This is a genomic window from Subtercola boreus, from assembly GCF_003399625.1.
GTDB classification, from domain to species: Bacteria; Actinomycetota; Actinomycetes; order Actinomycetales; family Microbacteriaceae; genus Subtercola; species Subtercola boreus_C.
Map to the genome: position 1 here is coordinate 1 of NZ_NBXA01000002.1, position 24627 is coordinate 24627.

The 24627-nt window shown below is 68.4% G+C and carries 28 protein-coding genes and 1 tRNA gene; 8 read left to right on the forward strand and 21 right to left on the reverse strand.

Annotated elements, in window-relative coordinates; all coding sequences use genetic code 11:
• A partial coding sequence (locus B7R21_RS01100) for an HNH endonuclease signature motif containing protein (protein WP_147305764.1) occupies positions 1 to 965 on the forward strand: 965 nt, incomplete at its 5' end.
• A 255-nt stretch (positions 966 to 1220) separates the two neighbouring features.
• On the opposite strand, the gene B7R21_RS01105 is transcribed toward B7R21_RS01100, so the two are convergent.
• Together B7R21_RS01105 and B7R21_RS01110 are read right to left on the reverse strand one after the other, a co-directional pair.
• Positions 1221 to 2168 (reverse strand): phosphatase PAP2 family protein, encoded by a 948-nt coding sequence (locus B7R21_RS01105; RefSeq protein WP_116281414.1) that lies wholly within the window; start codon positions 2166 to 2168, stop codon positions 1221 to 1223.
• Positions 2165 to 2941: an ABC transporter permease gene (locus B7R21_RS01110; protein WP_116281526.1), complete on the reverse strand. Its 777-nt coding sequence runs from the start codon at positions 2939 to 2941 to the stop codon at positions 2165 to 2167. Before B7R21_RS01110 ends, B7R21_RS01105 begins: the two co-directional genes overlap by 4 nt.
• Before the next feature lie 113 nt (positions 2942 to 3054).
• On the opposite strand from B7R21_RS01110, the gene B7R21_RS01115 reads away from it, so the two are divergent.
• Positions 3055 to 3303: a hypothetical protein gene (locus B7R21_RS01115; RefSeq protein ID WP_116281415.1), complete on the forward strand. Its 249-nt coding sequence runs from the start codon at positions 3055 to 3057 to the stop codon at positions 3301 to 3303.
• 73 nt (positions 3304 to 3376) lie between these two features.
• Here the strand turns inward: B7R21_RS01115 and B7R21_RS01120 are convergent, their stop codons facing one another.
• From B7R21_RS01120 to B7R21_RS01135, 4 genes are all read right to left on the reverse strand, one after another.
• On the reverse strand, positions 3377 to 4393 hold the full coding sequence (locus tag B7R21_RS01120; RefSeq protein WP_116281416.1) for an NAD-dependent epimerase/dehydratase family protein: 1017 nt from the start codon (positions 4391 to 4393) through the stop codon (positions 3377 to 3379).
• Positions 4394 to 4556: 163 nt separating this feature from the next.
• Positions 4557 to 5222, reverse strand: coding sequence for an FMN-dependent NADH-azoreductase (locus tag B7R21_RS01125; RefSeq protein ID WP_116281417.1), 666 nt, complete (start codon positions 5220 to 5222; stop codon positions 4557 to 4559).
• Positions 5223 to 5231: 9 nt separating this feature from the next.
• Positions 5232 to 6011: a VOC family protein gene (locus B7R21_RS01130; protein WP_116281418.1), complete on the reverse strand. Its 780-nt coding sequence runs from the start codon at positions 6009 to 6011 to the stop codon at positions 5232 to 5234.
• A 71-nt stretch (positions 6012 to 6082) separates the two neighbouring features.
• Positions 6083 to 6544 (reverse strand): Lrp/AsnC family transcriptional regulator, encoded by a 462-nt coding sequence (locus B7R21_RS01135; RefSeq protein ID WP_253259568.1) that lies wholly within the window; start codon positions 6542 to 6544, stop codon positions 6083 to 6085.
• Between the two features lie 163 nt (positions 6545 to 6707).
• On the opposite strand from B7R21_RS01135, the gene ald reads away from it, so the two are divergent.
• Entirely contained in the window at positions 6708 to 7823 is a 1116-nt protein-coding gene (gene ald / locus B7R21_RS01140; protein ID WP_116281420.1) for an alanine dehydrogenase, read from the forward strand.
• A gap of 95 nt (positions 7824 to 7918) precedes the next feature.
• Here ald and B7R21_RS01145 read toward each other — a convergent pair whose 3' ends face one another.
• Entirely contained in the window at positions 7919 to 8527 is a 609-nt protein-coding gene (locus B7R21_RS01145; protein WP_116281421.1) for a TetR/AcrR family transcriptional regulator, read from the reverse strand.
• 95 nt (positions 8528 to 8622) lie between these two features.
• On the opposite strand from B7R21_RS01145, the gene B7R21_RS01150 reads away from it, so the two are divergent.
• From B7R21_RS01150 to B7R21_RS01165, 4 genes are all read left to right on the forward strand, one after another.
• Positions 8623 to 9378 carry an SDR family NAD(P)-dependent oxidoreductase gene (locus B7R21_RS01150; protein WP_116281422.1) on the forward strand — a complete coding sequence of 252 codons (756 nt, stop codon included), beginning with the start codon at positions 8623 to 8625 and terminating at the stop codon, positions 9376 to 9378.
• A 73-nt stretch (positions 9379 to 9451) separates the two neighbouring features.
• Positions 9452 to 9528: transfer RNA gene (locus B7R21_RS01155), tRNA-Arg, on the forward strand.
• Between the two features lie 161 nt (positions 9529 to 9689).
• Positions 9690 to 9989, forward strand: a complete 300-nt coding sequence (locus tag B7R21_RS01160; protein WP_116281423.1) for a helix-turn-helix domain-containing protein — start codon at positions 9690 to 9692, stop codon at positions 9987 to 9989.
• Positions 9986 to 11206: a type II toxin-antitoxin system HipA family toxin gene (locus B7R21_RS01165; RefSeq protein ID WP_116281424.1), complete on the forward strand. Its 1221-nt coding sequence runs from the start codon at positions 9986 to 9988 to the stop codon at positions 11204 to 11206. Before B7R21_RS01160 ends, B7R21_RS01165 begins: the two co-directional genes overlap by 4 nt.
• Before the next feature lie 35 nt (positions 11207 to 11241).
• On the opposite strand, the gene B7R21_RS01170 is transcribed toward B7R21_RS01165, so the two are convergent.
• Positions 11242 to 11793, reverse strand: coding sequence for a dihydrofolate reductase family protein (locus tag B7R21_RS01170; protein WP_116281425.1), 552 nt, complete (start codon positions 11791 to 11793; stop codon positions 11242 to 11244).
• A 93-nt stretch (positions 11794 to 11886) separates the two neighbouring features.
• Here B7R21_RS01170 and B7R21_RS01175 point away from each other — a divergent pair, with 93 nt between their 5' ends.
• Positions 11887 to 12540, forward strand: coding sequence for a class I SAM-dependent methyltransferase (locus B7R21_RS01175; RefSeq protein WP_116281426.1), 654 nt, complete (start codon positions 11887 to 11889; stop codon positions 12538 to 12540).
• Positions 12541 to 12579: 39 nt separating this feature from the next.
• Here the strand turns inward: B7R21_RS01175 and B7R21_RS01180 are convergent, their stop codons facing one another.
• From B7R21_RS01180 to B7R21_RS01240, 13 genes are all read right to left on the reverse strand, one after another.
• Positions 12580 to 13746: an NAD(P)/FAD-dependent oxidoreductase gene (locus tag B7R21_RS01180; RefSeq protein ID WP_116281427.1), complete on the reverse strand. Its 1167-nt coding sequence runs from the start codon at positions 13744 to 13746 to the stop codon at positions 12580 to 12582.
• Positions 13743 to 14528, reverse strand: coding sequence for a GAF and ANTAR domain-containing protein (locus tag B7R21_RS01185; protein WP_253259569.1), 786 nt, complete (start codon positions 14526 to 14528; stop codon positions 13743 to 13745). The genes B7R21_RS01180 and B7R21_RS01185 overlap by 4 nt, the downstream gene beginning before the upstream one ends.
• Positions 14528 to 15238, reverse strand: coding sequence for a GAF and ANTAR domain-containing protein (locus tag B7R21_RS01190; protein WP_116281428.1), 711 nt, complete (start codon positions 15236 to 15238; stop codon positions 14528 to 14530). Before B7R21_RS01190 ends, B7R21_RS01185 begins: the two co-directional genes overlap by 1 nt.
• Positions 15239 to 15382: 144 nt before the next feature.
• On the reverse strand, positions 15383 to 16213 hold the full coding sequence (locus B7R21_RS01195) for an HAD family hydrolase (RefSeq protein WP_116281429.1): 831 nt from the start codon (positions 16211 to 16213) through the stop codon (positions 15383 to 15385).
• Positions 16210 to 17436, reverse strand: a complete 1227-nt coding sequence (locus tag B7R21_RS01200; RefSeq protein ID WP_172591999.1) for a cysteine protease StiP family protein — start codon at positions 17434 to 17436, stop codon at positions 16210 to 16212. The genes B7R21_RS01195 and B7R21_RS01200 overlap by 4 nt, the downstream gene beginning before the upstream one ends.
• The gene (locus B7R21_RS01205) at positions 17433 to 18959 is read right to left on the reverse strand and encodes a phosphoribosyltransferase domain-containing protein (RefSeq protein ID WP_116281431.1); all 1527 of its coding nucleotides are present in this window, start codon (positions 18957 to 18959) and stop codon (positions 17433 to 17435) included. The genes B7R21_RS01200 and B7R21_RS01205 overlap by 4 nt, the downstream gene beginning before the upstream one ends.
• Entirely contained in the window at positions 18956 to 20146 is a 1191-nt protein-coding gene (locus tag B7R21_RS01210; protein ID WP_116281432.1) for an HpcH/HpaI aldolase/citrate lyase family protein, read from the reverse strand. Before B7R21_RS01210 ends, B7R21_RS01205 begins: the two co-directional genes overlap by 4 nt.
• A gap of 3 nt (positions 20147 to 20149) precedes the next feature.
• Entirely contained in the window at positions 20150 to 21010 is an 861-nt protein-coding gene (locus B7R21_RS20360) for a hypothetical protein (protein ID WP_116281433.1), read from the reverse strand.
• A gap of 3 nt (positions 21011 to 21013) precedes the next feature.
• Positions 21014 to 21568 carry a TerD family protein gene (locus B7R21_RS01220; RefSeq protein ID WP_116281434.1) on the reverse strand — a complete coding sequence of 185 codons (555 nt, stop codon included), beginning with the start codon at positions 21566 to 21568 and terminating at the stop codon, positions 21014 to 21016.
• On the reverse strand, positions 21568 to 22089 hold the full coding sequence (locus tag B7R21_RS01225) for a hypothetical protein (RefSeq protein ID WP_116281435.1): 522 nt from the start codon (positions 22087 to 22089) through the stop codon (positions 21568 to 21570). Before B7R21_RS01225 ends, B7R21_RS01220 begins: the two co-directional genes overlap by 1 nt.
• 15 nt (positions 22090 to 22104) lie before the next feature.
• Entirely contained in the window at positions 22105 to 23322 is a 1218-nt protein-coding gene (locus tag B7R21_RS01230) for a toxic anion resistance protein (protein ID WP_116281436.1), read from the reverse strand.
• 13 nt (positions 23323 to 23335) lie between these two features.
• Positions 23336 to 23914 (reverse strand): TerD family protein, encoded by a 579-nt coding sequence (locus tag B7R21_RS01235; protein ID WP_116281437.1) that lies wholly within the window; start codon positions 23912 to 23914, stop codon positions 23336 to 23338.
• Between the two features lie 78 nt (positions 23915 to 23992).
• A complete protein-coding gene (locus tag B7R21_RS01240) occupies positions 23993 to 24586 on the reverse strand; it encodes a TerD family protein (RefSeq protein WP_116281438.1) in 594 nt (197 codons plus the stop codon).
• Positions 24587 to 24627: the final 41 nt, after the last annotated feature.

The window sequence follows — 24627 nt, forward strand, 5'->3', positions numbered from 1 at the left end:
GGTTTGGGTATTCGGTTCGGGAGGTCGATGATCTTGCGATTCGGTACCGGGAGCACCTCGACCCTGACGGTACGGAACCCCGGGACGCGGACCTGTTCGAACGCCGCTTCCTGACGTTGACGCCGCACTGTTCGGGGATGACCCGTGTCACGGGGATGCTGACAGGCTCGATGGCCGGGATCATCGGCGCCGCCCTGGAACCCTTCACCTCCCCCCGGATCGTGTCCTTCCAACCCGACGCCCCGGAGCCGCTTGCTTCGGATACGTCCGATGGCAGCGCACAGGCTGACGCGACTACCGCGGATGTTCGGAGTGCGGGTCAGAAACGCGCCGACGCTCTGGTGCAGCTGATCGAGCTGGGGGCGAAGGACCCAGCCGTGCCACGGCTGAATGGTGCGGCTCCGACCGTGAACCTGCACGCCACCCTCGACGACGTGACCTCGGGGCGGGGTGTGGGCTGGATCGACGGGCTCACCGGTCCCGTCCCCTACAGCACCGTTGAGACGCTCCTGTGTCACGGGGACGTCATCACGACCCTGTTCGGGGAGCACGGGCAGGTCCTCCAGCACGGAAAGACCCGGCGCCTGTTCACCACCGCCCAGAACCGGGCCCTCGCCGCACGCGACGGCGGGTGTGTCTGGCCAGGCTGCAACGCACCACCGTCTTGGTGCGAGTCGCATCATGTCGACGGGTGGCTATCGAAATCGCATCCGGGTGGGCTGACGGATCTCGACAATGGGGCCCTGCTCTGCCACTTCCACCACTCGAACGTGCACAAAACACGCTGGAAACTGACCATCCGAAATGGCACCCCCCACGTCATCCCACCCGCGTCACTTGACTGGAATCAGACCCCGAGACCCTGCCAACAGAACAGGGCCAGGCAGTTGCCGCCCGGCCATCACCCACCAGACCATCGATCAGGCGACGGGCAGCAAGATGACCATCACAGCGACACCGGGTAAAACGACGCCCTCACCCGGGCCCTCCACCGACGACCTCTATCGGCGCCCTTCACCGACGTCATTTCGCGACGCCCTGCACCCGGCCAACACAGCCGACCATCCATGTTTCGTATCGTCGCCGGTCATCGCGCACCACCGACCCAGCCATGCGCATCCAGAACCCATCCAGCCGACGGCAAGCCCGAAGGGCGCGGCAGCAGCGGTACCGCTAGCAGCAGCGGCGTCAGCATCACCCGAGTCGCCCGTCGACCGCAGTCAGGGCGCCGACCTGGCCACAGCTTTCGCGCGCTCGTGGTCTGCGCGCACCGTCAGATACAGCCGGTGCGCGGTGATCACAAGTGCGAGCCAGGCGGCGCCGAGGATCCAGCCGGCAAGTACATCGGTGAACCAGTGGTGGCCGAGGAAGACGCGGCTGAGACCGATGGTCAGCGAGAAGAGTACTGCGGCGGAGATGAGAAGCACGCGGCTCCTCAGGCGTTCCTGGCGCAGGATGAGGAGGTATGCGATGATGCCGGCCACAACCACCGCGTTCAACGTGTGCCCGCTCGGGAACGAGGGAGAGTACTCGTACGGCGGCACTGCTTCGGCGAGCGGGGGACGCACCCGCCCGATGAAGTCCTTTCCGGCGATCGTCATCAGCAGTGATCCGCCGCCGGCTGCGACGATCAGGATCACCGGGGTCCACGATCGGCGGTGGATGCCGAGCACCAGCAGGGTGCCGACGGCCAGGATGGGCATCCCGATCGGCCCGGCTATGTCGGTGTACCCCGTGGCGATTGCGTCGAACCAGGGCGAGCGCAGGGTGATCGCGAAGTTCAGGAGGGGCTGGTCGAACCCGGCGACCCCGTCAGCGTCGGTGACGGCGTCGTACACCTGCACAGCTGCGGCGCTGAATGCGATTGCGATGATGAGACCGACCACCAGTGTCACGATGAGCGTCGCATTCGGGCCCAGGCGGTTGTTGGCTCTTTCGGCCAGTCTCACCGTCTGGCGACCGAGAGGGGTGTACCAGTGCGTGAGGTCGGTGCTGCCGATGTGGCGGTCTCTGCCCAGTTCGCCCCGGGGTCCTTGCTCGCTCGGCTGCCCCCTGAGCAACTCCTGGGGCTTCGTGCGGGGTTTGTCGCCGTCGGCGCCGCCTTGGGCGCTGCCGTGGGCACGGCCCTGGGCGCTGCCGCGGCCGGCGCCGGTGTCGTCTCGGGTCATCGCTGGTGAACCTTCCTTCTACCGAAGTCTTCTACATCAGGCTTGAGAGTGACCGCGCCGATCAGACGCAGCAGGACGACGGCGGTGATCGCGCCAGCGGCGAGGATGCCCGCCAGCACGACGATCTGGAACCGCCCGGCCTCGAGTGGCGAGACCCCGCCGAAGATCGCCCCGACGAAGGCGCCCGGCAGCACCACGATCCCGGTGGTCCGCGTCTGGTCGATCGAGGGGACGATCGCCGAGAAGATGGCGCTCCTCGAGAGCTCCCTGGTGGACTCGAGCGGCCGGGCGCCGAGGGCGAGCCACCCTTCGACCTCGTCCCAGTGGTCACGCACGGTGGTGTGGAAGGTGCGACCGCTGAGGGTGGCGATACTCATCGTGTTACCGATGATGATTCCCCCGATGGCGAGCGCATAACGCGGCGAGAACTCGATGGCGCCGGTCGCGAAGACGACCGCGAGAACGACGGTGTTGCCGGTGAACATGGCCAATGCCACGGAGATCAGCTGGGCACGATCGGCATGGATGCGCTGGGCCGCGGTGTAGACCGCCGCGACGAACATGACAACCAGTCCGAGCGTCACCCACAGCGGGTTCGTGATGATGCCGCTGAGCACAAGGCTGAGCGCGGCCAGTTGTAGAGCCCCTCTGAGGATCGCCCAGAACGGAGCGATGGGCCGGGGGACCCGCGATGCCGTGAGCACGACCACCGTCACTGCGGCGAGCAGCAGCACGGCGACGAGAGTCGGCACGAGGCCGGCGAGGCCGCTCATCCAGGGGTCCATAGTCTTCGACACTAGAGGCAGTGAGCCCCTTCGAGCCCCCATCGGAGTGCTCGGCCGGGCTCCCGGGAACACGGTCGGGTTCGGGTGCGATACTTCAACGCATGACAGATGAGACGGATCCCGGCGAGGCAGCTCGCCGCGAGTTCCCCGATCCACCGATCGTCGTGCATGCCGGCGGTCGCACCTCACTGGCGGTCTTCGTGGCGGCGTGGGGCCTGCTGATCGTCTCTGTTCCGCTCTACGCGGCGTTCCTTCTCGGCACGCTGCCCGAAGTGCTCGTGATGGTCTCGAACCTCCAGGCCGCGGCGGCACAGAAGAGAGCCGCCCGGTTGGAGCGCCGGGGGCTCTGAGCCGGCGGCTGGCCTGAGGGCCGGACGACGGGCTGGTCGGATGCCCGGCTCGCCGCTCGCGGATCGTCATCGTTCAACTCCCGAGCGGGCCTGACCCGGCGATTCGCGTGTCGTGCGCCAGTCCGGCGACGATCGAGGCGAGAGCGTCGGTCGATGACACCCGGGGCTCCCAGCCGAGCACCTCCCGTGCCTTCTCTGTCGACATGATCGGAACGGTGGCCGCGATGTCCACCCAGCCCGGCGGGGTCGGCTGGATGCGCAACCGCCAGGTGAGCCAGACCAGGAACTTGGCCGCGACGAGCCGCACCGGCACAGCCCGACGCGCTCCGATCACCGCGGCTATCGTCTCGGGGTCGAGCACCGGCTCGGCAGCGATGTTGAACGCCCCGCCGGTCCGGCGTTCGACCGCGCGCCAGAAGGCCTCGCCGACATCGCTGGCGTGCACGGCCTGGAAGACCATCTGCACAGGCAGCGGAACGACCGGAGGCCGCACGTACTTCAGCCAGCCCATCGGCAGGCCGCCGAGGAAGAGCCCCCGGATCTCGTGCCCGGCTCCCTCCTGGAACACCAGCCCGGGCCGGAACCGGGTGAGAGCCACGTCCGGGTGCTCGAGCTCGAACCGGTCGAAGGCCCTCTCGTTCACGGCTTTGTGACGTGCATAGTGCGAGGTGTGGATGCCTCCGGTCGGCCAGCTCTCGTCGACGCGCCTGTGTTTCGGGCCCGGGCTGTAGGCACCCACCGATGACGCGACGAGCACGTGTCCCACACCGGCTACGGATGCCGCGCCCAGCACGTTCGCCGTGCCGGTGACGTTGGTGCGCCACTGGCTCCTCTCGTCGTGGCTGGGCTGGAGTGCCCAGGCGAGGTGGATGACCGCGTCGGCCCCGGCGAAGGCCGCTGTGAGGGCGGCCTTCGCATCGGGCGCCCCGACATCCACGCTGTGCCATTCGGCACCCTTGTAGGGTTCGGCGTGGTCGTCCGGCAGGCGGCGTGCCACCCCGACCAACGCCGTGACGCCCGGCGCGCCCTGCAACCGGCGGAATGTCGCCGTACCGAGGTTTCCTGTGGCTCCGACGACGACGACCTTCATGCTGCACCTCACCCGAGCGGCACGTGTGGCCGTTCACTCGATGTTCGCAGCCGCCGCCGCAACCGGCCAATCCACCCGTGGGGCTTGCGGCGCGCGGCCGTGTGGGTCAGGCGCGGCCGTGTGGGTCAGGTGCAGCCGTGTGGGGCACGTGCAGCCGTGTGGATCAGGCGCTGGGCGTAGCGGCAGATGTTCCGAGCCGTGTCGCAGCCTCGGCAGCTGCCCGGTGGGCCGCGGCCAACTCTGCGTTGCTGCGGTCGAGCTGCGGAGCGAGAGCAGCCACACTGTCGGCGAGGGTCAGGCTCGTCTGGATGACGGTGATCTGCATTCCGAGGGCTGCGCCGAGGATCAGGCTGAGCGCGGGCACCTCGTGGTCCCAGTCGGCCGTGGGCGTGCCGGCGTCGTAGGAGGCGCCACGGCTCGAGAGGATGACCGCGGCTTTCCCCCTCATCGGCTGGGTGTCGACGTCGAACGGTGCGGTCACGGCCGGCACGTGGATGTGGTCGATCCAGGCCTTCAGCGTCGACGGGAGGGAGTAGTTGTAGAGCGGTGCGCCCACCACGAGAACGTCTGCCGCGACCAGTTCGGCGATGAGCTCCGCCTGCAGCGCCTCAGCCTCTGCAGGCGGGGTGGATCCTGCCGGGCGAAGGCGCGCTGGCCAGTGTAGGGAAGCGTCGGCGAGGTGCGGCACGGGCCGGGCGTGGAGGTCCCGGTAGGTGATGGTGTTCGACGGGTCCGCCTTCAGCCATGCATCGGCGAAGGTTCGGCCGATCGCCCGCGACCGGGAGCGCTCTGGGTCGGCGGAGGAGTCGAGGTGCAGGAGATGGGCCATGACCTCACGTTAGCTCTCCCCCCGCATCACCGCGAACACGACGCCCTGCGGATCGGCCAGCACGGCCATCCGCCCGATCCCGGGGATGTCGAACGCCGGTTGCAGTACGGTTCCGCCGAGCTCGGCAGCCCTGGCCGCCGTCTCATCGGGGTTGTCTGCCCCTAAGTAGACCAGCCACATGCTGGGCTGGTCGGCGTCCTGTTTCGGCATGATGCCGGCCGAGGACTTCCCGGAGGCGAAGAGCTCGGTGTAGGGGATGCCGCCGACGTCGGCGGTCTTCGGTTCGACTCCCATCACCGCGCTGTAGAAGGCCGCGGCTGCGGCCGGATCCGGAGCCTGCAGCTCGTGCCAGATCGGAGCACCGTGCTGGTTGACGACGGCGGACCCGATGTGGCCGATCGTCTGCCACAGTCCGAATTTGGCGCCCGCGGTGTCGAACGCGATCGTCATCCGCCCCGAACCGGGGATCTCATCGACCGGGAACAGCACGGTGCCGCCCTCCTCGGCGACACGCTCAGCGGCGGCCTCCGCATCGTCGACGGCGATGTAGGTCTGCCAGCTCGGCGCATCACCGACCATCTCGGGAGCCTGCTGCATCAGACCGGCGACATTCCGTCCGTCGATGGTGCTCATGTAGTAGGTCATCTCGCCCGCGCTGCCCGGCATCGGGTAGTCGTCGTACGACCACCCGAACAACCCGCTGTAGAAGGTTCGTGCCGAGTCGACGTCGGTCGTGACGAGGTCGATCCAGCAGGGCGCGCCCTGAACGTAGCTGTCGACAGATGACATGGTCGGTGCTCCACTTCTTCGGCGGCGCTCTGCGGTGAGTGCCAGTGCCTAGAAGTTACGCTGAATCAACCTCAGTTCACAATGTGATCGAACACAATGCTTGTGCGCGTGGCGGCGACGGCCGGGTGGGCCGAGAGGTTCGACACCACGAATTCCCGGAGGTGGTCGCTGTCCCGGGTGGCGACGTGGATCACGAAGTCCTCCGCCCCGCCGAGGAAGAACAGCTCGACGACCTCTGTGCGGGTGCGGATCTCGTCGCTGAACGACGAGAGGTTGTGCCGGGCACCCGACTTGATGCTCACGCTGATCAGCGCCTGCAGTGTGAAACCGAGTGCTGCGGGCGAGAGGCGCGCGGTGTAACCCGTGATCACACCGCGTTCCTCGAGCGACCTCACGCGCGCGATGCAGGTCGACTGCGCGATGCCGGCCAGTTCCGCGAGGCGGCTGTTGGGCATTCGTGCGTTCTCCTTGAGGAGTTCGACGAGCGTGCTGTCGACCTCGTCCAGCGGTCCCGGCCCCCGTGGATTGTTCATTGTCACCATCGGTTTCAGCCTCCCTGCCCGAAGAATACAGAATGGGGACGCCTCGGCGCAGCAGTATCTGCGGAAGTAATGTGTTGGAAACGCGCAATTCGCAGAATAGAGGCACCCGTGCACGACGGGTGCACCACATCAGACTCTGCGAGAGAAGACGAACATGCGCGTAGGCATCCCGAGCGAGGTCAAGAACAACGAGGAGCGCGTGGCGATCACGCCCGCTGGCGTGCACGAGCTCTCCCGTCGCGGCCACGACGTCGTCGTAGAGAGCGGTGCAGGTCTCGGATCGCGCATCACCGACGACGACTACATCGCCGCAGGCGCGAGCATCCTCGGCACCGCCGACGAGGTCTGGGCCCAGGCCGACCTGCTGTTGAAGGTCAAGGAGCCGATCGCCAGCGAGTACGGCCGGCTGCGGAGCGGCCAGGTTCTCTTCACCTACCTCCACCTCGCTGCCAGCCGCGAGTGCACCGACGCGCTGGTGCGCTCGGGCACGACGGCGATCGCCTACGAGACGGTGCAGCTGGAGAACCGCAGCCTCCCGCTTCTCTCGCCGATGAGCGAGGTGGCCGGCCGCCTGTCTGTGCAGGTGGGCGGGTACCACCTGATGAGTGCGGCCGGCGGTCGCGGTGTGCTGCTCGGTGGCGTGCCCGGCACGCGCAAGGCCAAGGTCGTCGTGATCGGTGGCGGCGTCGCGGGCGAGCACGCCGCGGCGAACGCGCTCGGCATGGGCGCGGATGTCACGGTCATCGACCTCTCCCTGCGCCGCCTCCGCCAGCTCGAGGTGCAGTTCGGCGGGCGCATCCAGACCCGTGCGTCGAGTGCGTATGAGATCGCGGCCCAGGTGCGGGACGCGGATCTTGTCGTCGGATCGGTGCTGATCCCGGGCGCCGCTGCGCCGAAGCTCGTCACCGACGAGATGGTCGCCGCGATGAAGCCCGGTTCGGTGCTCGTCGACATCGCCATCGACCAGGGTGGCTGCTTCGAGGGGTCGCACCCGACCACCCACGACGACCCCATCTTCCCGGTGCACAACAGCGTGTTCTACTGCGTGGCGAACATGCCGGGCGCGGTTCCGGAGACGTCGACCACGGCGCTCACCAACGCGACCCTGCCCTACGTGCTGACCCTCGCCGACAAGGGCTGGCAGCGCGCGATCGCCGACGACGCCGCCCTCGCGCGCGGTCTCAACGTGCACGACGGCCAGGTGACGAACGCGCTGGTCGCGTCGGCTCTCGGCCTGCCGTTCACGGCGCCGGAGACCTTCGCGGCCTGACTCGCGGGGCGCTGGCGGCTCCGGATGGCTGGGGGCGGCTCCGGACGCCCGGAACGGTTCCGGATGCCCGGGACGGCTCCGGATGGCTGGGGCGGTCAGGCTGCGAACGGGAACCACGACGGCAGCAGCTCGCCGTACAGCTCCAGGAACTCGTCGACGGTCGCGGGCTGAGCGGCGGGCAGCTGCAGCCAGGCCAGGATCGCTCCGACCGACCCGTCGGCGATCATCCGCACCGCCATCTCGGCGCGGAACTCCTCCTGCAGGGTTCCCGCGCCTCCAGGGGCTGTGCTCTCGTAGCGGATGGTGCCCCGTTTGACCAGCAGGCGGATGGATGCCTCGAAGTGCCCCGCGAGCATCGGATGAAGGCTCGCGGGGCCGCTGTTCTCGTCGAGGCCGAGAAGGTAGATCGCCCGGTGCGCGTCGATGTGTTCGAGCACAGAGCGCGTGACTCCGGCGATCGCCGCCGCCGCGCCTTCGGGGGGTACCTCGCTCAGGAACTCGGCCCGCAGCGCATCGAGTTCCTCCCGCAGAACGTCTTCGAGCAACGCGGTCGGTGACGAGGCATGGTCGTAGAACGTCGACCTGTTCACCTTCGCGACCGAGGCCACCTCCGAGGCCAGGATGTCGCTGGCGGGGGTGAGGGCGGCGAGTCCCAGGATGGCTCGGCGGAGGTTCTCGCGGCTTCGGCGCTGTCGGGCATCCATCGTCCCATGGTATCCGACAGATGTCGGATAAAAGGAGTACTATTAGGATCATTCGTTCGTATGGAACGTCTGATTTAAGAGAGAAGCACGAGATCATGGCAACTTACGATGTCGCAGACCGTTCGGCGATCGTCACTGGAGCAGGTTCGGGAATCGGGCGGGCGATCGCCGTGGAGCTGGCCGCCAACGGCGCCTCGGTTCTGGTGACCGACCTCAACGAGACGGGCGCGAAGGCCGTCGTCGACGAGATTCGCGCTGCGGGTGGAACCGCTGAAGCACTCATCGGTGACGTCTCCGACCCGGCCTTCTCCGAAGCGGCCGTGGTTGCGGCGAATGCCCTCGCGCCGCTGAAGATCGCGGTGAACAACGCCGGCATCGGTGGAATGGCCGCGACCATCGGCGACTACACCGTCGAGAGCTGGCAGAAGGTCATCGAGATCAACCTCAACGCGGTCTTCTACGGCCTCAAGGCCCAGCTTCCCGCGATGGCCGCCAACGGTGGTGGATCCATCATCAACATGGCCTCCGTGCTCGGCAGCGTGGGCATCGCCCAGTCGTCGGCGTACGTGACCGCCAAACACGGCCTCGTGGGCCTCACGAAGAACGCAGCACTCGAATACGGCGCAGCCGGCGTGCGCACCAATGCGGTCGGCCCCGGCTTCATCCACACCCCGTTGGTGGATGCGAACCTCAGCGATGAGATGCAGGCCGCTCTCGCTGCCAAGCACGCACTCGGCCGCCTCGGCCAGCCGGAGGAAGTCGCTTCGCTTGTGGCATTCCTCGCCAGCGACGCCGCCTCCTTCATCTCCGGGAGCTACCACCTCGTCGACGGCGGCTACGCGGCCCAGTAGTCTCCGTGCCGCGGGCCGGGCTGCTGCACCTCGGGGCGCCCGGCCTATGGTAGAGTCATCTCTTGTGTGATTTGCGCCCGTAGCTCAGCTGGATAGAGCGTCTGACTACGGATCAGAAGGCCGGGGGTTCGAATCCCTCCGGGCGCACCACCCGAAAACCCTCGCCTCGGCGGGGGTTTTCCTGGTTCTGGGGTGGTTTTCTCGAAGAGGCGGTCGCACCTGGCGCGGTGTGCGTTCGGGTTGCTCATGTTCGCGGGCCGATGCAACGTTAACCGCGGTAATGTTATTCACAAGTAACTTAAGGAGGACGGATGGCGCGCGTCGAATCGCCTCGAGTCGCTCGCGCACAGCGAGATCTCGGTGAACAGCTTCGCGCGTGGCGAAAGCTACACTCCCTGACCATCGAGCAGGTGGCGGAACGCGCTCGAACCACCCGCCAGACTGTCGCACGACTGGAGCGGGGGGACGGATCTGTCGGTATGGGCATCGTCCTCGAGATCTGTCGGGCACTGGGCGTGCTTGACCAGCTCGTGAAATCCGTGGATCCGTTCGAGAGCGACCTTGGGCGCGCGCGCGCTGAGGACCTCCTCCCAAAGCGGGTCCGCTCGTGACATCCGAAGCCTCTGTCTTCGTCGACGATGAGAATGGAAGCTCGGACTTCGTCGGAACTGCCTACTTCACTCAGCGCCGCGGGGGGCCGATTTCGACGACATTTCGATACGGGCAGACCTGGCTGGCCAGTGCGCGGGCCTACGCACTGGAACCCGAGCTTCCGCTGGTGGGTGGAGCCATCGCCACTCCCGGCAAGTTGCCCGGATGTTTCGCCGATGCTTCGCCTGACCGCTGGGGTCGCGGTCTCATCACAAAGCGTGCCACGCAGGCCGCGAGCACTGCGAGGCCGACCGATGTCGACTTCCTTCTCGGCGTGTCAGACCACAACCGTCAGGGTGCACTGAGGTTCAAGACTTCACCGACGGGTGAATTCGAGTCGCCAGACTTCGACGTTCCGAAGATGATCGAGCTTCCTGCCCTCCTCCGGGCCGCCGACGACGTGACGCGGAATCCCGACAATCAGCCCGCCGTCAAACGGCTCCTCGATGCTGGCACGGGTTCCCTTGGTGGTGCGCGTCCGAAGGCCTCGGTGCGGGATGGAGATCTTCTGAAGATCGCCAAGTTCCCCAATGTGACGAGCGACGACTGGGATGTGATGGCCTGGGAACGCACGTCGCTGGAACTGGCGGAGCGATGCGGGATCAGTGTGCCGGCGACGGATTTGATCTCGGTCGATGGGAAGCATGTGCTCGTGCTCGACCGTTTCGACCGGGCGTCAGATGGTGCCCGGATCCCCTATATCAGTGCAATGACAATCGTCGGTGGAACAGACGGAGAGAGCCATGACTATCTCGAAGTGGCCGAAGCACTGGAGGACCAGGGCAGCAGGGTAGTCGGAGATCTCCGCGAACTGTGGCGACGAGTTGCGTTTTCGATTGTCATCCACAACACCGATGATCACCTCAGGAACCACGGTTTCTTGAGGGCCATTCCCGGAGGATGGTCTCTGTCGCCCGTCTTCGACATCAATCCAAATCCCGATCTCCGTTCAGATCGTGTGACCAGCATCTGCGGAGCGGTGAGTGTCGATGACGAACTCGGCGGACTGATGGAGTTTGCCGGTTCGTGCAGGCTGACCGAAAGTGCAGCACGAGAAGAGTTTCGGGCGATGACAGATCTTGTAGCGAAGGAATGGGAGCACATCGCGCGTTCCCATTCCCTCCCGGAGAGTGAGTTGAGCAGATTCGCTCCGGTGTTCGCCCGCGCCACGGCATGACGGGCGGGAAGACGGGGTGGCGTGGGTGGGGCGGGTCAGGCGGCGCGGGCGCGATAGGTGAGCACGGCGTTGCCCTTGCCCGTGATCGTGGAACGCACGAGTTCGAGGCGGGTGGTCGGGTCGTCGGGTTCGAAGAGGTGCCTGCCCGCGCCGGCGACGACGGGGTGGATCATCAGGGTGAGCTCGTCGAGGAGGCCGGCGAAGAGGAGCTGGCGGGTGAGCGAGATGCTGGAGAAGAGCGAGATGTCGCCGCCGTCGGTCTGCTTGAGGTCGGCGAGGAAATCGAGCACATCCCCCTCGATCAGCGTGGAGTTCTGCCAGTCGAGCGGGCCGGTCAGCGTGCGGGAGGCGACCAGCTTCTCAACCGGGTTGATGAAGGCGCCGAACGGATCCCCGTCGCCGGCGCCAGGCCAGTAGGCTGACCAGTCCTGGTAGCCGGAGCGACCGAGCACGGCGGTCTGCACCGCTCCCATCATCGCGGTCATCTGGGCGCCGAGTTCGTCGTCGAAACTGTCGAACTGCCAGAGGTTCGGGGATTCGACGACGCCGTCGATCGACATGAACAGGCCGGCGGTGAGTGAGCGCATCAGGTGTCTCCAGACGAGTTTGCCATTCTGGCTTCTTTGCCAGTCTGGCAGAGGGATTCGGCAGAAATCCAGCAGAGGCGGCATGCTGAGAGCATGGCTGAAACCGATCCCTCGCTGATCGCCCCCGACGAGACTGCGAGCGCCGCCGTCGAGGCCGTCTGGGACGAACGGTATTCCGGCCCGGGCCGGCTCTGGAGCGGTGCGCCGAACGGCACGCTGGTCGCCGAGACGGAGGGGCTGGCGGTCGGCACCGTGCTCGACGTCGGCTGCGGGGAGGGCGCCGACGCGCTCTGGCTCGCCGAGCAGGGCTGGCGGGTGACCGCGCTCGATGTTTCGCGGGTCGCGCTCGAGCGCGCCGAGGCCGAGGGGCGTCGACGGAGAGTCGATGTGCACTGGCTGCACTCCGGGCTCGTCGAGGCTGCCCTGCCGGCGCGGAGTTTCGACCTGGTCTCCGCTCAGTACCCCGCCCTGTTCCGCACGCCCGGCCATGTTGCCGAGCACGCGCTCCTCGATGCTGTCGCACCCGGCGGAACCCTGCTCGTGGTGCACCACCCGGCCCCGACGCCCGAGGAGGCCCGGTCCCACGGCTTCCATCCCGACGACTACGTGGGACCCGCCGACGTGGCCGCCCTTCTCGACGACTCCTGGATGATCGAGGTCGACGAGGTGCGTCCCCGGCATGTCGCCACGGGGGCGGGGTCCCACCACACCCACGACGTCGTTCTGCGCGCCCGCCGCCTCGCCTGACGTCGCGCCTGACGCCTCGCCCGGCGAATCGCCTGGCGCTCAGGCGGTCGCGGGGCCAGGCTCGGGCGCCAGGCGAGCGAAGGCCGCCGCGACGTCGTCCCCGAGGCCGGCATCGTGCCCCAGCAGGTCGGCTGCGACCATCCTGCCGAGTGCCGCCGACGTCTGGATGCCGTACCCTCCCTGCCCGGCCAGCCAGTAGAACGTGGGGTCGCCGGGCTCGCGGCCCACGATCGGCAGGCCGGAGGGGCTGAGCGTGCGAAGGCCTGTCCACGAGCGGGTCGACCTGCCGAGGGCGAGGTCGGTCACGGCGTTGATGCGCTGGGTGACGTCCGCCACGTCGGATGGGCGCGGCCTGGCGTCTTCGGCGACGCTCGGTGTGTCTTCGAGCGGTGAGGCGAGGATCTCGGTTCCCTGCGGCCGGAAGTAGAACGTGTCCCCCATGTCACTGGCCATCGGCCACGACGGGTCGACGGCCCGGCCGGTGGCTGCCGCGACGGTGATGGTGCGCCGGTAGGGCTGCAGCCCTCGGGGTGCCTTGCCGAAGAGCCCGGCGAGCGGATCCGCCCAGGCCCCCGCGGCGTTCACCACGATGCGGGCGCGGATCTCGTTCGAACCCGCCGTCACTCTCCAACCGTCGGCGAAGGGCTGGGCATCCGACACCGCCGATCCGTACAGCACCGTCACCCCGCCGGTGCGCATGCGCTCGCGGTAGTAGCCGAGCAGGGCGGTGACGTCGACCTCCTGGGCGTTCTTGTCGAAGGCGATCGATTCGAGGGCGCTGGCGCGAAGCGCGGGCAGCCGGGAGACCGCCTCGGCGATCGAGCCCTCCCGGGCATCCGGAACCGAGGCGAGCACCGAATCGGCCTGCGCCGCAGAGCCGCGGAGGCCGCACCAGATGAGGGGGCGGGGGCTCAGGATGCTCGTTCCGAGCGCTCGCTCGATGCCGGGCATGAGGCCGAGCGTGGCAGCGGTGAGTGCCCGGATCCCCGGCGGACCGTACGACGGCTGCATCTGCGATGCGGAACGACTGCTGGTGTGGTGGCCGAGCGTGTTCTCGCTCTCCACGACGACCACGCGCACAGTACCGCTGCCGACACCCCCGGCCGCGCCCCGGCCGGCACCGGCCGCGTCGACCAGTGCCGCGGCAAGGGACTGGCCGGCGATGCCACCGCCGACGATGACGATGTCCGTCTCGTACACGCTCATGCGCGCGTGGTCAGCTCCGAGACGGCGATGCTGCGATCGGCGATGCCTGCGGCGACGACCTGGAGGCGCCGGTTGTTCCGGCGCGCGTAGTCGCGGAGCAGCTGGAAGGCTTCGTCCATCGACACCGAGTAGGTCTGGGCGATGGCGCCCTTGGCCTGTTCGATGAAGATGCGGCTCTCCAGGGCATGGTTCAGCTGCTCGGTCACGATCGTCGTCTCCCGCAGCAGTCGTTCCTGCAGGATGGCGATGGTCGCCGCGTCGGCCAGCGCCCGCGCGGCGCTCGCGTCACGTTCGGCCATCGCGCCGATGGTGGTGCTGAGCAGGTTCAGGGTGCCGATCACGCGCCCCCGGAGCTTCATCGGTGTGGCGTAGACCGACTGGAAACCCTGGTCGAGGGCAGCGGAGCTGAAGGCCGGCCAGCGGGTGCTCCCGGCGGCAATGTCGGGGACGGCGATCGGATCACCGCTCGTGTAGGCATCGACGCAGGGCCCGGCGCTCGCGTTGATCTGCATGATCTCGACCAGTTCCGCCTCCTCGCTGGTGGACGCAACGAGCTCGAGCTGTTCGTTCTGGTTCGTCAGCATGAGACCGGCGGCCTCGATGTTCAGGATGCGCTTGCACTCCTCGACGAGGGTCTGCAGCAGGTCGACGATGTCGAAATCGTCGACGAGGGTGTCGGCGAGTTTCACGAACGCTGCGCTGAGGAGCATTTCGCGTGACATATCGCTCACTGGGCTGCTCTCATCGTGCTGTTCGACGGTTGTGGTCTCATTGTCTGTCATTACTCCAGCTCGCGGAAATCCAACGCGCGGGCGATCACGTCGGCCGCGACCGACTGGATCGAACGGCCGGTCGAGAACGCGTGCATCCTCAGCCGGTAGAACGCATCGGTGGCCGACACATCCAGTTGCGCGAGGATCATCCCCGTCGCCTGCTGCACCTCGCGCCGGGTCTCGGGCACCGGGCTCGACGAGAGCGTGTCGTCGTCGTTCGCACTCTCCGTCGCCCGTCGCACGGCCTCACCCGTCGCGGCCTGGGCGAGACCCGTCGCGGTGAACACCTGCCGCTCGGTGAGAGTGCCGATCGCGCTGCTGTACAGGTCGACCACTCCGACGACGACGGCTCCGATCCGGAGGGGGAAGGCGAAGATCGCCCCCACGGGGAGGCCCGCAAGGGCTTCGCCGAACAGAGGCCAGTCGGCAGCGGAGGCCGAGACATCCGGAACCAGTACCGGCCGCCCCGTCCTCAGGGCTTCCCAGTGTGGTCCCTGGCCCCTCGCGAACTGCAGTTCGCTGAGCCTCGTTGCGGTGGCGTCGGACTCGGAGAGCGTCGACTCCTGCCCCGAAGAGCCGGTGACCGAGAGCGAGAGGCCGGTGATCGGCAGGGCCGTGAGGAAGGGCCTGAGGAGCTGGTGCTGCCAGTCGGGGGGTGGGGCAGGGGCCGGCCGAGGAGTGGCGGAGGCGTCGAGCGGCCCGTCGTCCGTGCCGGCCATGGGGTTCCCAACGCAAAGCTCTCGGCGCCGCACACCCAGAGGCCCGCCTGGGCCACGTGTGCTCGGATGCCGCACAGCCCCCACCGTACGCGATCGGGCCGGTGTGTGCGGGCCGGTGTGTGCGGGCCGGGGGGCGATCCGCGGCTACGCGGCCGCCGCTGCGATCATCAACCGCAGCAGCTCCTCTCCGGCCAGGATGCCGCGGCTGCGCGTGATCGTCAGGTTGGCGTTCACGAAGCCGGCCTCGTCGAGTTCCCCGTGGGCCGGCCGGAAGGCGAGATCGGCCTCCTCGAGCATCCGCTGGTCGAGCAGGGAGTCGCCCGCGGCGAGCACCACGGATGCCCCGGACCGTTGCCGCACCTCGGCGACCGCGTCGCCCTTCGTCACCGGATGCGGCACGCAGTAGAGCTTCCGCCCCTGCACCGAGACCGACCAGCCGAGCGCACGGCAGGTCGCCTCGAGCTGCGCCTCCCACGCCGACGGCATCGCTCGACGGTCGACGATGGCGTACACGAAGAGGTCTTCGGCGTTGTTGACCTTCTCGATCCACGCCGCGGCCGCAGGGTCTGTGAGCAGGGCGGTCACCTCGGCCAGTGGCGCGGCCTCCGCTGCCAGGCGCCGACGCACCGAGTCCGCCCACGCGGCATCCGGAACTCCGTCGACAAGGAGGACCCCGCCGTTGCTGGTGATGGCGTAGGCGGGTGTCGGCCCGGGCAGCTGCACGCGTCGGTACTGGATGACCGTGCGGGTCGTCACCGGCACGAACACGCTTGCGGCGCGCAAGTCTGCGAGCAGCGCCTCGGCCTGTCGCGTCATGAACGAGATCGGGGTGCCTCTGTAGAGTTCGGAGACGACCATTCCGGGGGCGTCGGCGTCGGCGGACTCGAGCCAGAAGGCGCGCGGGGAGTAGATGAGCGTGCGGTCGAGGTCGCAGGCGGCGAGGGTGGTGCCGGGGGCGCTGCCGGGGGTGTTCACCGGTCGGCCGCCTCGCTCGTCGCAAGCGGATTGATCAGGCCGACGCAGCTGTACGGCAGGTCATCCACCTCCTCGATCGGCACTCCGCGCTGCTCGGCGAGCAGCAGCACGTGGGCGATGTCCTCGCGGGCACCGGGGCGCACCAGGATCTTCCACGGCACTCGCCTCAGCAGCACCCGGGTGGTCTCGCCGACGCCGGGCTTCACGAGGTTCACGTTGTCGATTCCGTAGTCGGCGCTGATGCGTTCGACAGCCTGCCAGCCCGACCAGGTGGGCACGCGCTCGCCGGCGCGGGTCTCGGCGGCCGCCTCTCTGACGCCTTCTGCGACCTCGGCTCTGACCGACTCGTCGTCGAAATGCGTGCAGACGGCATCGAGGAAGACGGCTGAGACGTCGTCATCCCGGAGACCAGCGTAGAACTTCGCTCCGTGGAAGTCGCTCTCACCGATCAGCTGCCGGTTGAACACGGTGCGAGAGACGAGACCCGAGACGGTCGAGTTCAGGCACGCCGACGGGATGAGGTAGTCGTCGCGTGTGCCGAAGATGCTCACGCAGTGCCCCGGATCGGCGAGCACCGCGAGGTCGTCACCGAAGACGGTCCCGTCGGTCTCGGCGAAAAGCGCGAGCGCGGCGGTGAGTTCGCGGGCGATGGCCCCCTTGCCGGTCCAGCCGTCGACGAAGACGACGCGACCGGGGTCGAAAGTCGCGGCCAGGTAGCCGAGGGCTGTCTGGTCGAGCCCGACCCCTCGCACGATGCTCATCGTGAGGTGCGGAACGTCGGTGCCGTGCATCCGTTCGGTCCACCGCTTCATGAGGATGCCGATCGGTGTGCCCGCCCGGGCGAGGGACACCAGCACGGGCTGGCCCGCGCGCGCGGAGTGCACCAGTTCGGACACGATCCCCACGGCGACAGCGACGCGACGACTCGAGCGCTCGAGGGCCTCGGCGAACAGCTGCCGGTACTCCGGGCTCGGCACATACTCGACGGGCAGCGTCTCGGCGTAGTTCGCTCGCCCGCTCTGGATGTCGCGCTCACGTTGGGCGGCGGGAGCCTCGAGTTCGACGTCACCGAGGTCCTTCAGCAGCCACTGCACGTCGGCGGCCGAATACGAGCCGAAGGCGGGGCCGGTGAGCGGTGCGGGGAACGGCGTAGTGCCGGATGTCGCGGCGGGTGTGCTGGGGGTGGGGGTGCTGGGGGTGGGGGTGCTGGGGGTGGGGGTCACGGGGTGGCCGGCTCCTCGGGGTGGGTGGGTGCAATGAGTGCAGCGGGTGCAGCGGGTGCAGTGGGTGCGGTGAGTACGACGAACACGTGGTCTGTCACGCGGCGGAGGGCCTCGGCCACACCGTCGGCGGCGAGCATCCGGTCGCGATCGGCATCGGGTTCGGGGAGGAAGACGATCGCGTCGAAACGTTGCCCGCCGCGCGTGAGGTTGTAGGCGAATCGAGGCCCGAACCCGTCACTTGTGAGGTCGTGGCTCGGGAACGTGATGGCGCTCGCAATGGCGTAGTCGGCGCGGTCGATCGGTGTGATGGGGGAACGCGTGGTGGTGGAGAAGCGCACGGTGCGCTGGCGGAGCGGGTCGGGGTGGGAGAGCTGGTGGGGCGGGGTGCGCTGGTCGGGGTTGCTGATCTGGTCCGCGACCGCCAGGGGTAGTGCGATGTGCTCCTCGGAGCCGAGCACGAGGATCGAGCCATCCGGCAGCTCGGGGTCGAGCGCTGCGACGATCCGGGCGGCCGCACGGTCGTCGTCACCCGGGCGAGCGTCGATGCCGAACCGCGCGCTTCTGTGGAAGCCGCACTCGACCTCGACCTCGACGAGCGTGAGCGAGCCTGGTTCCTTCGGCAGCGATGCGAGGCTGGGCGCGGGACCGGGCGCGGGTGGGAGGGCGCGCGCGGCGCGCGCCAGCACGTCAGGGGGCAGATCGATCGAGCCGGAACCCAGCGCGACGACCGCGATCGAGGTGCCGAGCGTCAGGGCGAGGGTGTCGAACCGGGCGCGGTCGGCCTCTGAGCGCAGGTCGATCAGCGACGCCACGACCCAGCGCGACTGCGGCACCGCGGAGTGCAGGGCCCGGATCGTGTTGACGATCGTGGTGCCGGTGCTCAGCTCGTCGTCGACGAGCACGACGGTGCCGCCCGGGCGCAGCCAGTCGGGACGCGCCGGGTAGAGCTGGTGGCTGGTGGCGTGCGAGTGCTCCTCCTCGAAGCCGGCGAAGGGTGCGCGATCGGCCGGAGCGTGCCTGGTCGAGTGGATGTAGTACGAGCCGATCGTCGAGGCGACGAGCTGCCCGAGCCCGGTGGCGGTCTCGGCGTAACCGATGGTGACGACTTCCGGATGCCGCGACCGGAGCCCGGCGACTTCGGACCTGAGCTCTGCGACCTCGGAGGGCGGAGCAGCCGCAGCCGCATCCGCCGCCGCGCCGGCCGCCGTCTGCTGCAGGATGCTCGCGAGCCGCGCGAACAGGCCGGCCGGTGGGCGCCCCCCGTCGAGTTCGCCCCCGACGAGCAGCCCTAGCAGCTCGGCCGCCACGATCACGATCCCGGGCGCGGTGGGCACGTGCTTGGCCAGCACCGTCGAGACCAGCAGCTGCGCGCGGCGGGGGTTTCGCCGGAGGGCGACTCCGACGAGGAGTTCGACGGGCACGAGGCTCCGCCGGGCATCCGTTCGCACCCGGATACCGACCTCGCGTTCCGCAAAACCGCCCGTCCACGTGGCGGGAGTCTCCCCGGCGCCCGCCCCGCTCACCGCATGCTCGCTTCGAGTAGGTCGACGAACGTCGTGTCCTCGGCGGCCACCCCGAACGCCTCCGCGCGCACCAGGGTCTTCTCGGCCCAGGACTGGTGCGGCTTCATCTCGTTCATCTTGTTGCGGTACGGCGACGCGCTCGCGCCACCACCGACGTTGCCGACGATCGCCACGGCGTCGACGTATTCCTCGTGGCTGACCACCGAAAGCGCGTGCACCACCGGAACATGCGTCGGGTGGATGACCGTCTTTCCGAGCAACCCGTTCGCCTGGTCGAGCGAGATCTCCTTGATCAGGCCGTCGAGCCCGCCGAGCATGAGGCGCTGCCTCAGCTCGGGCTCGTTGGCGTCGGTGAACGGTGTGAGGCGCAGCTGCGGCCTGAGGATCCGCTCCGAGGTGTCGAAGTGTTCCCAGACGGGCCCGGTGATGACGAAGTTGTCGGAGGGGCGGCCGAGCACGTTCACGATGTCGGCGATCACCGCGGCGACGACCTTCACGTCGTAGACCGTGAGCTCACGCGACCGTCGCAGCCCGAACACGCTCGACAGGTCGGTGGCGCCGATCCGCACGGCGAGGATGTCGTCGCGGTGCTCCTGCAGCACGTCGACGATCGATCGGAGGGCTCCGGTGCGCGTCTCGGTGTGCACCATCGAGGGCGATTCGAGGATCGGCATCACGCGGAGGCGCCGGGCGCCAGCATCGCCCGCATCCCCGAACCGCTCGTGGATCCGCCCCAGCGCCTCGAAGAACCGGTCGGCGTAGCCCGCGTCGTTCTCGAACTTCGGGACCACGAAACCGCTCAGCAGCGCGAGCCCCGAGCCGCAGAGCTCGGCCATCCGGAGCATCTGCCCCGGTGTGCGCACGCGGATGAACAGCAGCGGCAGCTCGCTCGGCTCCCCGGGCGGCCGCTCCCAGAGGCTCTGGATCGCGCCGGCGACATTCGCCTCGGCGAACGCCACCGACGAATCGGCTATCGAGTCTTCGAGGCACAGCACCATGCTGATGCAGCCCCGCGCCGCCTGCTTGGTGACATCGCGCGCGATCTCGGGCCGGTCACCCGGAACGTAGAGAGTCGCACCGAGCGCCGCCGCCAGCAGGTCGGGCGGCGAATCAATGCGGAGTTCACCGGGCAGACGATGGAACAGCGTGCCTGCCTCGGCATCGCTGACGGATCGGAAGTGACGCATCGGCTATCTCGTGCGGGGCTGGCGCGCGTCGAAACGGGCGGTCAGCTGGAAACCGAACTCGCGGTGGAGTTCGGCGGGGGAGAGCGCGCGTGCTACCGGCTCGGCGCGCAGTTCGATGAGGGCTCCGATCCGTAGCAGGGTGAGCACGGACATCCGGTCGCCGGATGCCCCGCCGGCACCGGGCTCGGACGAAGCGGTGAAGGTGACGGCGACGCTGACGTGCGAGCCGTCGAACAGCTGCACGCCGATCGGCTCCGACCCGTTGCCGATGAACAGCGCGCGGCGGAGGCTCCGCAGGTGGCGGAGCGCCACGATCGCGTCACCGTCGTCGAAGCCGACAAGAGCCCTGTTGCCGGGCGTCATCACGGGTGTGCCGGCTGTGTCGACTCCGCCCGACGTGAGGGTGAGGGCGCCGGTCACGAGGTCTGTGCTCTCCCAGGCGATGGCGTGCACCCCCGACACGATGAGGCTGCCGATGGCGGAGCGACGGGCATCCAGCCGCAGCACGGGATGTTCGGGGCCGAGCTCCCGCACCTCGCCGATCGGAGGGGCGGGGAACGGTTCGGGGAGGCTCGGCCGCACGGGTCGGGCTGGATTTGCTGGGCGGGCACTGCCGGGGGCCGCGGATGCCGGTGCCGGCCGGAACCCGGGCGCCGCAGCCGGCCTGGCGGCCGGCGCGGCTGCTGCCGCGGCCGTGGCTGCAGCGGGTCGGAGGCTGAGCCCGCCGGAGGTGGAGGGTACGGACGGTGCGGCGCTGGCCTCGGCGGCAGGGGCGACCGCGGCCGCGACATCCACCGCCACCGGCTTGACGCGCCGCCGCAGGTAGGGCAGGTCGCGGCGCACCGCCGCCCGGTTCAGCGCCACGGGCTACAGCTCGATCCGGAAGTCGCGCGCCACCCCGGTGAGACCGTTGGCGTAGCCCTGGCCGATGGCCCGGAACTTCCAGTCCGCACGGTGCCGGTACAGCTCGCCGAAGAGCATCGCGTGCACGTTGCGGTTGTTGTCGGCGAGGGGCACGTCGAACCGCACGAGCTCCCGCCCGTCTTTCATGGCGACGCGCACGTAAGCCGATCGCACCGCCGAGAAGTCGGCAGCACCGCGCACGTCGGGGTCGACGTAGACGAGGAAGGCGATCTTCTCGACCACCTCGGGCACCCGTGACAGATCCACGTCGATCTCCTCGGCGTCGGCCGTGTCGGCGAACTGCACAGACCCGTCCTGGCTCTCGAGCTGGTTGAAGAAGACCAGGTGGTCGTTCGAGATCGCCTTGTCGTCTGCGTCGCACATGATCGCGAGCGGCACGAGTTCGGCGCGCGGCCCGCGGCTCGGGATCACCTCCCAGCCGAACCCGACGAGAACCTCCGTGAGGCCGGGGTTCTCTGCGGTGAGGGCAGCATTGGCCCCCGGGATGAGCGAGGCCATCACCGACCGCCCAGCGTGAGACCCGGATCCGGCGCCTGGAACTTGTCGGCGAGAAAGCGCCCATGCGTCGAGAGCTCCTCGATGGCGCCGATCCGCACCTGGTTCAGCATGTCGCGCACGGTCCCTTCGAGGAGTTCCAGCTGGTCGGCGAACAGCGCGGTCGCCGCCGCATCGTCGGTGCGGTCCCGTTCGGGCAGGGCGAGGAACGCGTGGAGCGGCGTGGGGATGTAGTCGCGCACCATCGCCTCCAACAGCACCCGCTGTTCGGTCGAGGCGCCCTGCGCGGCAATCGTGGCGACCACGTCATGCAGCACATCGTCGATCTGGCCGAGGCGCGACGAGAGCACCGTCGGCAGCTCGCGGCCCGCGCGGCGAACCGTGCTCCGCAGGTCATCCAGAGCCTTCGCGGTCTGCTCGTCTTCGGTGAGGGTGGCCGCTGCGGGCACGTCGTCGACCACCGTCGGCGTGGCCTCGGGTGCGGGCCCGCCGAACAGCGAGTTCACGAAACGGCCGAACGTCACCGCGTCACCTCAGGGTCACCGGCTGACCTCACCCTGGTCGCCCTGGCGGCTGCGCTCGAGGTACGGCTTCGCCTTCTGGATGCCCGTCTCGAGGGCCGCGACGGTGCCCTCCATGTTCTTGGCAGCCGACGCGCGGAAGGTGTCGATCGCATCCATGGTCTGGAACACGTTGTCGAATGCCTTCTGCAGCGTCTCGACGCTCACGCCCGAACTGCCGGCCTGCTCCTGGATACGAACGGTCTGGTCCTTGAGCATCTCGCTGGTCTTCAGGATCATGTTGTTCGTGGTGGTGTTGATCGCGTCGATCTGGTCGAGCACCATCTTCTGGTTCGCCAGAGCCTGCGCCACGATGACTGCCGTGCGAAGCGCCGCGATCGTGGTGGTGCGGGCCCGGTCGACGCCCTTGATCAGCTCGAGGTTGTTCTTGCGGATCAGGTCCATCGCGAGATAGCCCTGCACCGACACCGCGAGCTGCGTCAGGATGTCCTGGTGGCGCTGCCGGATCGGGAACAGCACGTCGGCTTCGAGCTTCTGCGCCTCCTCGATCTGCCCGGATGCCCGGCTGGAGGCGATCTTCTCGACGGTCGCGGCATCCAGGGCCTTCGCGAAGACGGCGTACTCGCTGAGCGCCTGCATCGTCTCCCAGAGCTGCACCTTCTCGCCGGCGAGCGCGGCGTTGTCCTTCAGCAGTTCGTCCTGGCCGGCCATCAGTGACTTGATGATTTTGTCGAGCTGGGTCTGGGCGCTCTCGTACTTCTGGAAGTAGCGCGCCAGCTTGTTGCCGCCGGGGATGAATCCCAGGATCTTCCGGCCCACGCCGAGGTCTGCCGCGTTCGGCGTCAGGTCTTCGACCGTGGTGCGGAGATCGCCCAGGGTGTTGGCGACGGTGATCTGCGCGCTGTTGCCGGTCTTCTTCGCGCCCGCCACGGAGGTGGATGAGCGTTCGAGCATCCGCGTCGAGTATCCGCCCGACTGCACCATCTCGGCCCCGCCGATCTGCGAGATGCCCTCGACCTTGGTCTGGAACTCGGGGCTCCGGGGGTCGAGCGAGCTGACCTCCGCCACGAACTCCCGCGCCTGGCGGGAGATCTCGGTCTGGCGCTCGGACGGCACCGGAACCATGCCCGGCGCCGCGTCGGCCACGACGATGTCGGGAGCATCCGGTGCTCGCAGCACCAACGATGACGCCTGGGCGACGTCGCTGCTGTCGGGGGGAGTGAGCGGTGTACTCATGGAGGGAGCCTTTCTAGCCCAGTTGAACGCCGAAGTCGCCGGCGATTCCTGCGAGGCCGGTGATGTAGCCCTGGCCCACGGCCTTGAACTTCCATTCGGCGCCGTTCCGGTACACCTCGGCGAAGACCATCGCAGTCTCGGGGGCGGCGTCTTCGCTGAGATCGAAGCGCACGATCTCCTGGCCGTCCTGGTCGACGACGCGGCAGTACGCTGCGCGCACCTGGCCGAAGTTCTGGCGACGGTCGTCGGCCTTGTCGATCGACACGGCGATGACGATGCGCTGCACGTCGGAGCCGACCTTCTGCAGGTCGATGTTGATCTGCTCGTCGTCACCGTCGCCGTCACCGGTGCGGTTGTCGCCCATGTGCTTGACCGACTCGTCGGGGGTCGCGGGCTGGTTGTAGAAGATGAAGTCGGCGCTCGAGCGCACCTTGCCGTCAGCGCCCAGCAGCAGTGCCGAGGCGTCGAGGTCGAACTGTTCGCCGCTGGTGGTGCGCGGGTCCCAGCCCAAGCCGACCGTGGCGACGGTGAGCCCGGGGCTGGTCTTGGTGAGCGAGAGGTTGTTGCCCTTCGCGAGGGTGAGTCCTGCCATGTGAATCAGTGCTCCTTTGTTGGATGGTGCGGGTTTGTGTCTGTCTACAGTGCCTGGTGAACTACAGTGCCCGGTGAATTACAGTGCCTGCGCGGCGGGGGTCAGCAGGTCCATCACGGAGCGGCCGTTCGCGCGGTTGCCGATCGCCTTGAAGCTCCAGCCGGCGCCATCCCGGGAGACCTTCGACATGATCATCGCGGTGTGGGTGCCGGAGTCGGTCAGCTGGTAGCGGGCCACCTCGGGCGCTCCGGGGGCGGAGTCGTCGACGACACGGCTGAAGGCGTTCTCGACCATGTCGAACGACTGCTGGGTGTAGCTGGAGATCACGAAGACGATCTGCGACACCGCCGGGGAGACCTTCGAGAGGTCGACCAGGATGGTCTCGTCGTCACCGTCGCCGGCACCGGTGAGGTTGTCGCCGGTGTGGGTGGCCGATCCGTCCTTGCTGGCCAGCTGCTGGAACCAGACGGTGTCGAGCACCTTGCCCGATGCGTCGAAGAAGATCGCCGACGCGTCGAGGTCGATCTCGTCCGCAGGTTTCGCCCGGCCGAAGAGGCCGCGCTTCACGGGGGCGGCGCTGTCCCAGCCGAGCCCCAGGCGGATCCTCGTGAGAGCCCCGCCGTCTTTCTTCGTCAATGAGAGCGACTGGCCCTTTTCCAAGCTGAGACCCATGGTGTTTTCTCCTTGTGTAGTGCATTCGGAGCGTGGGGATG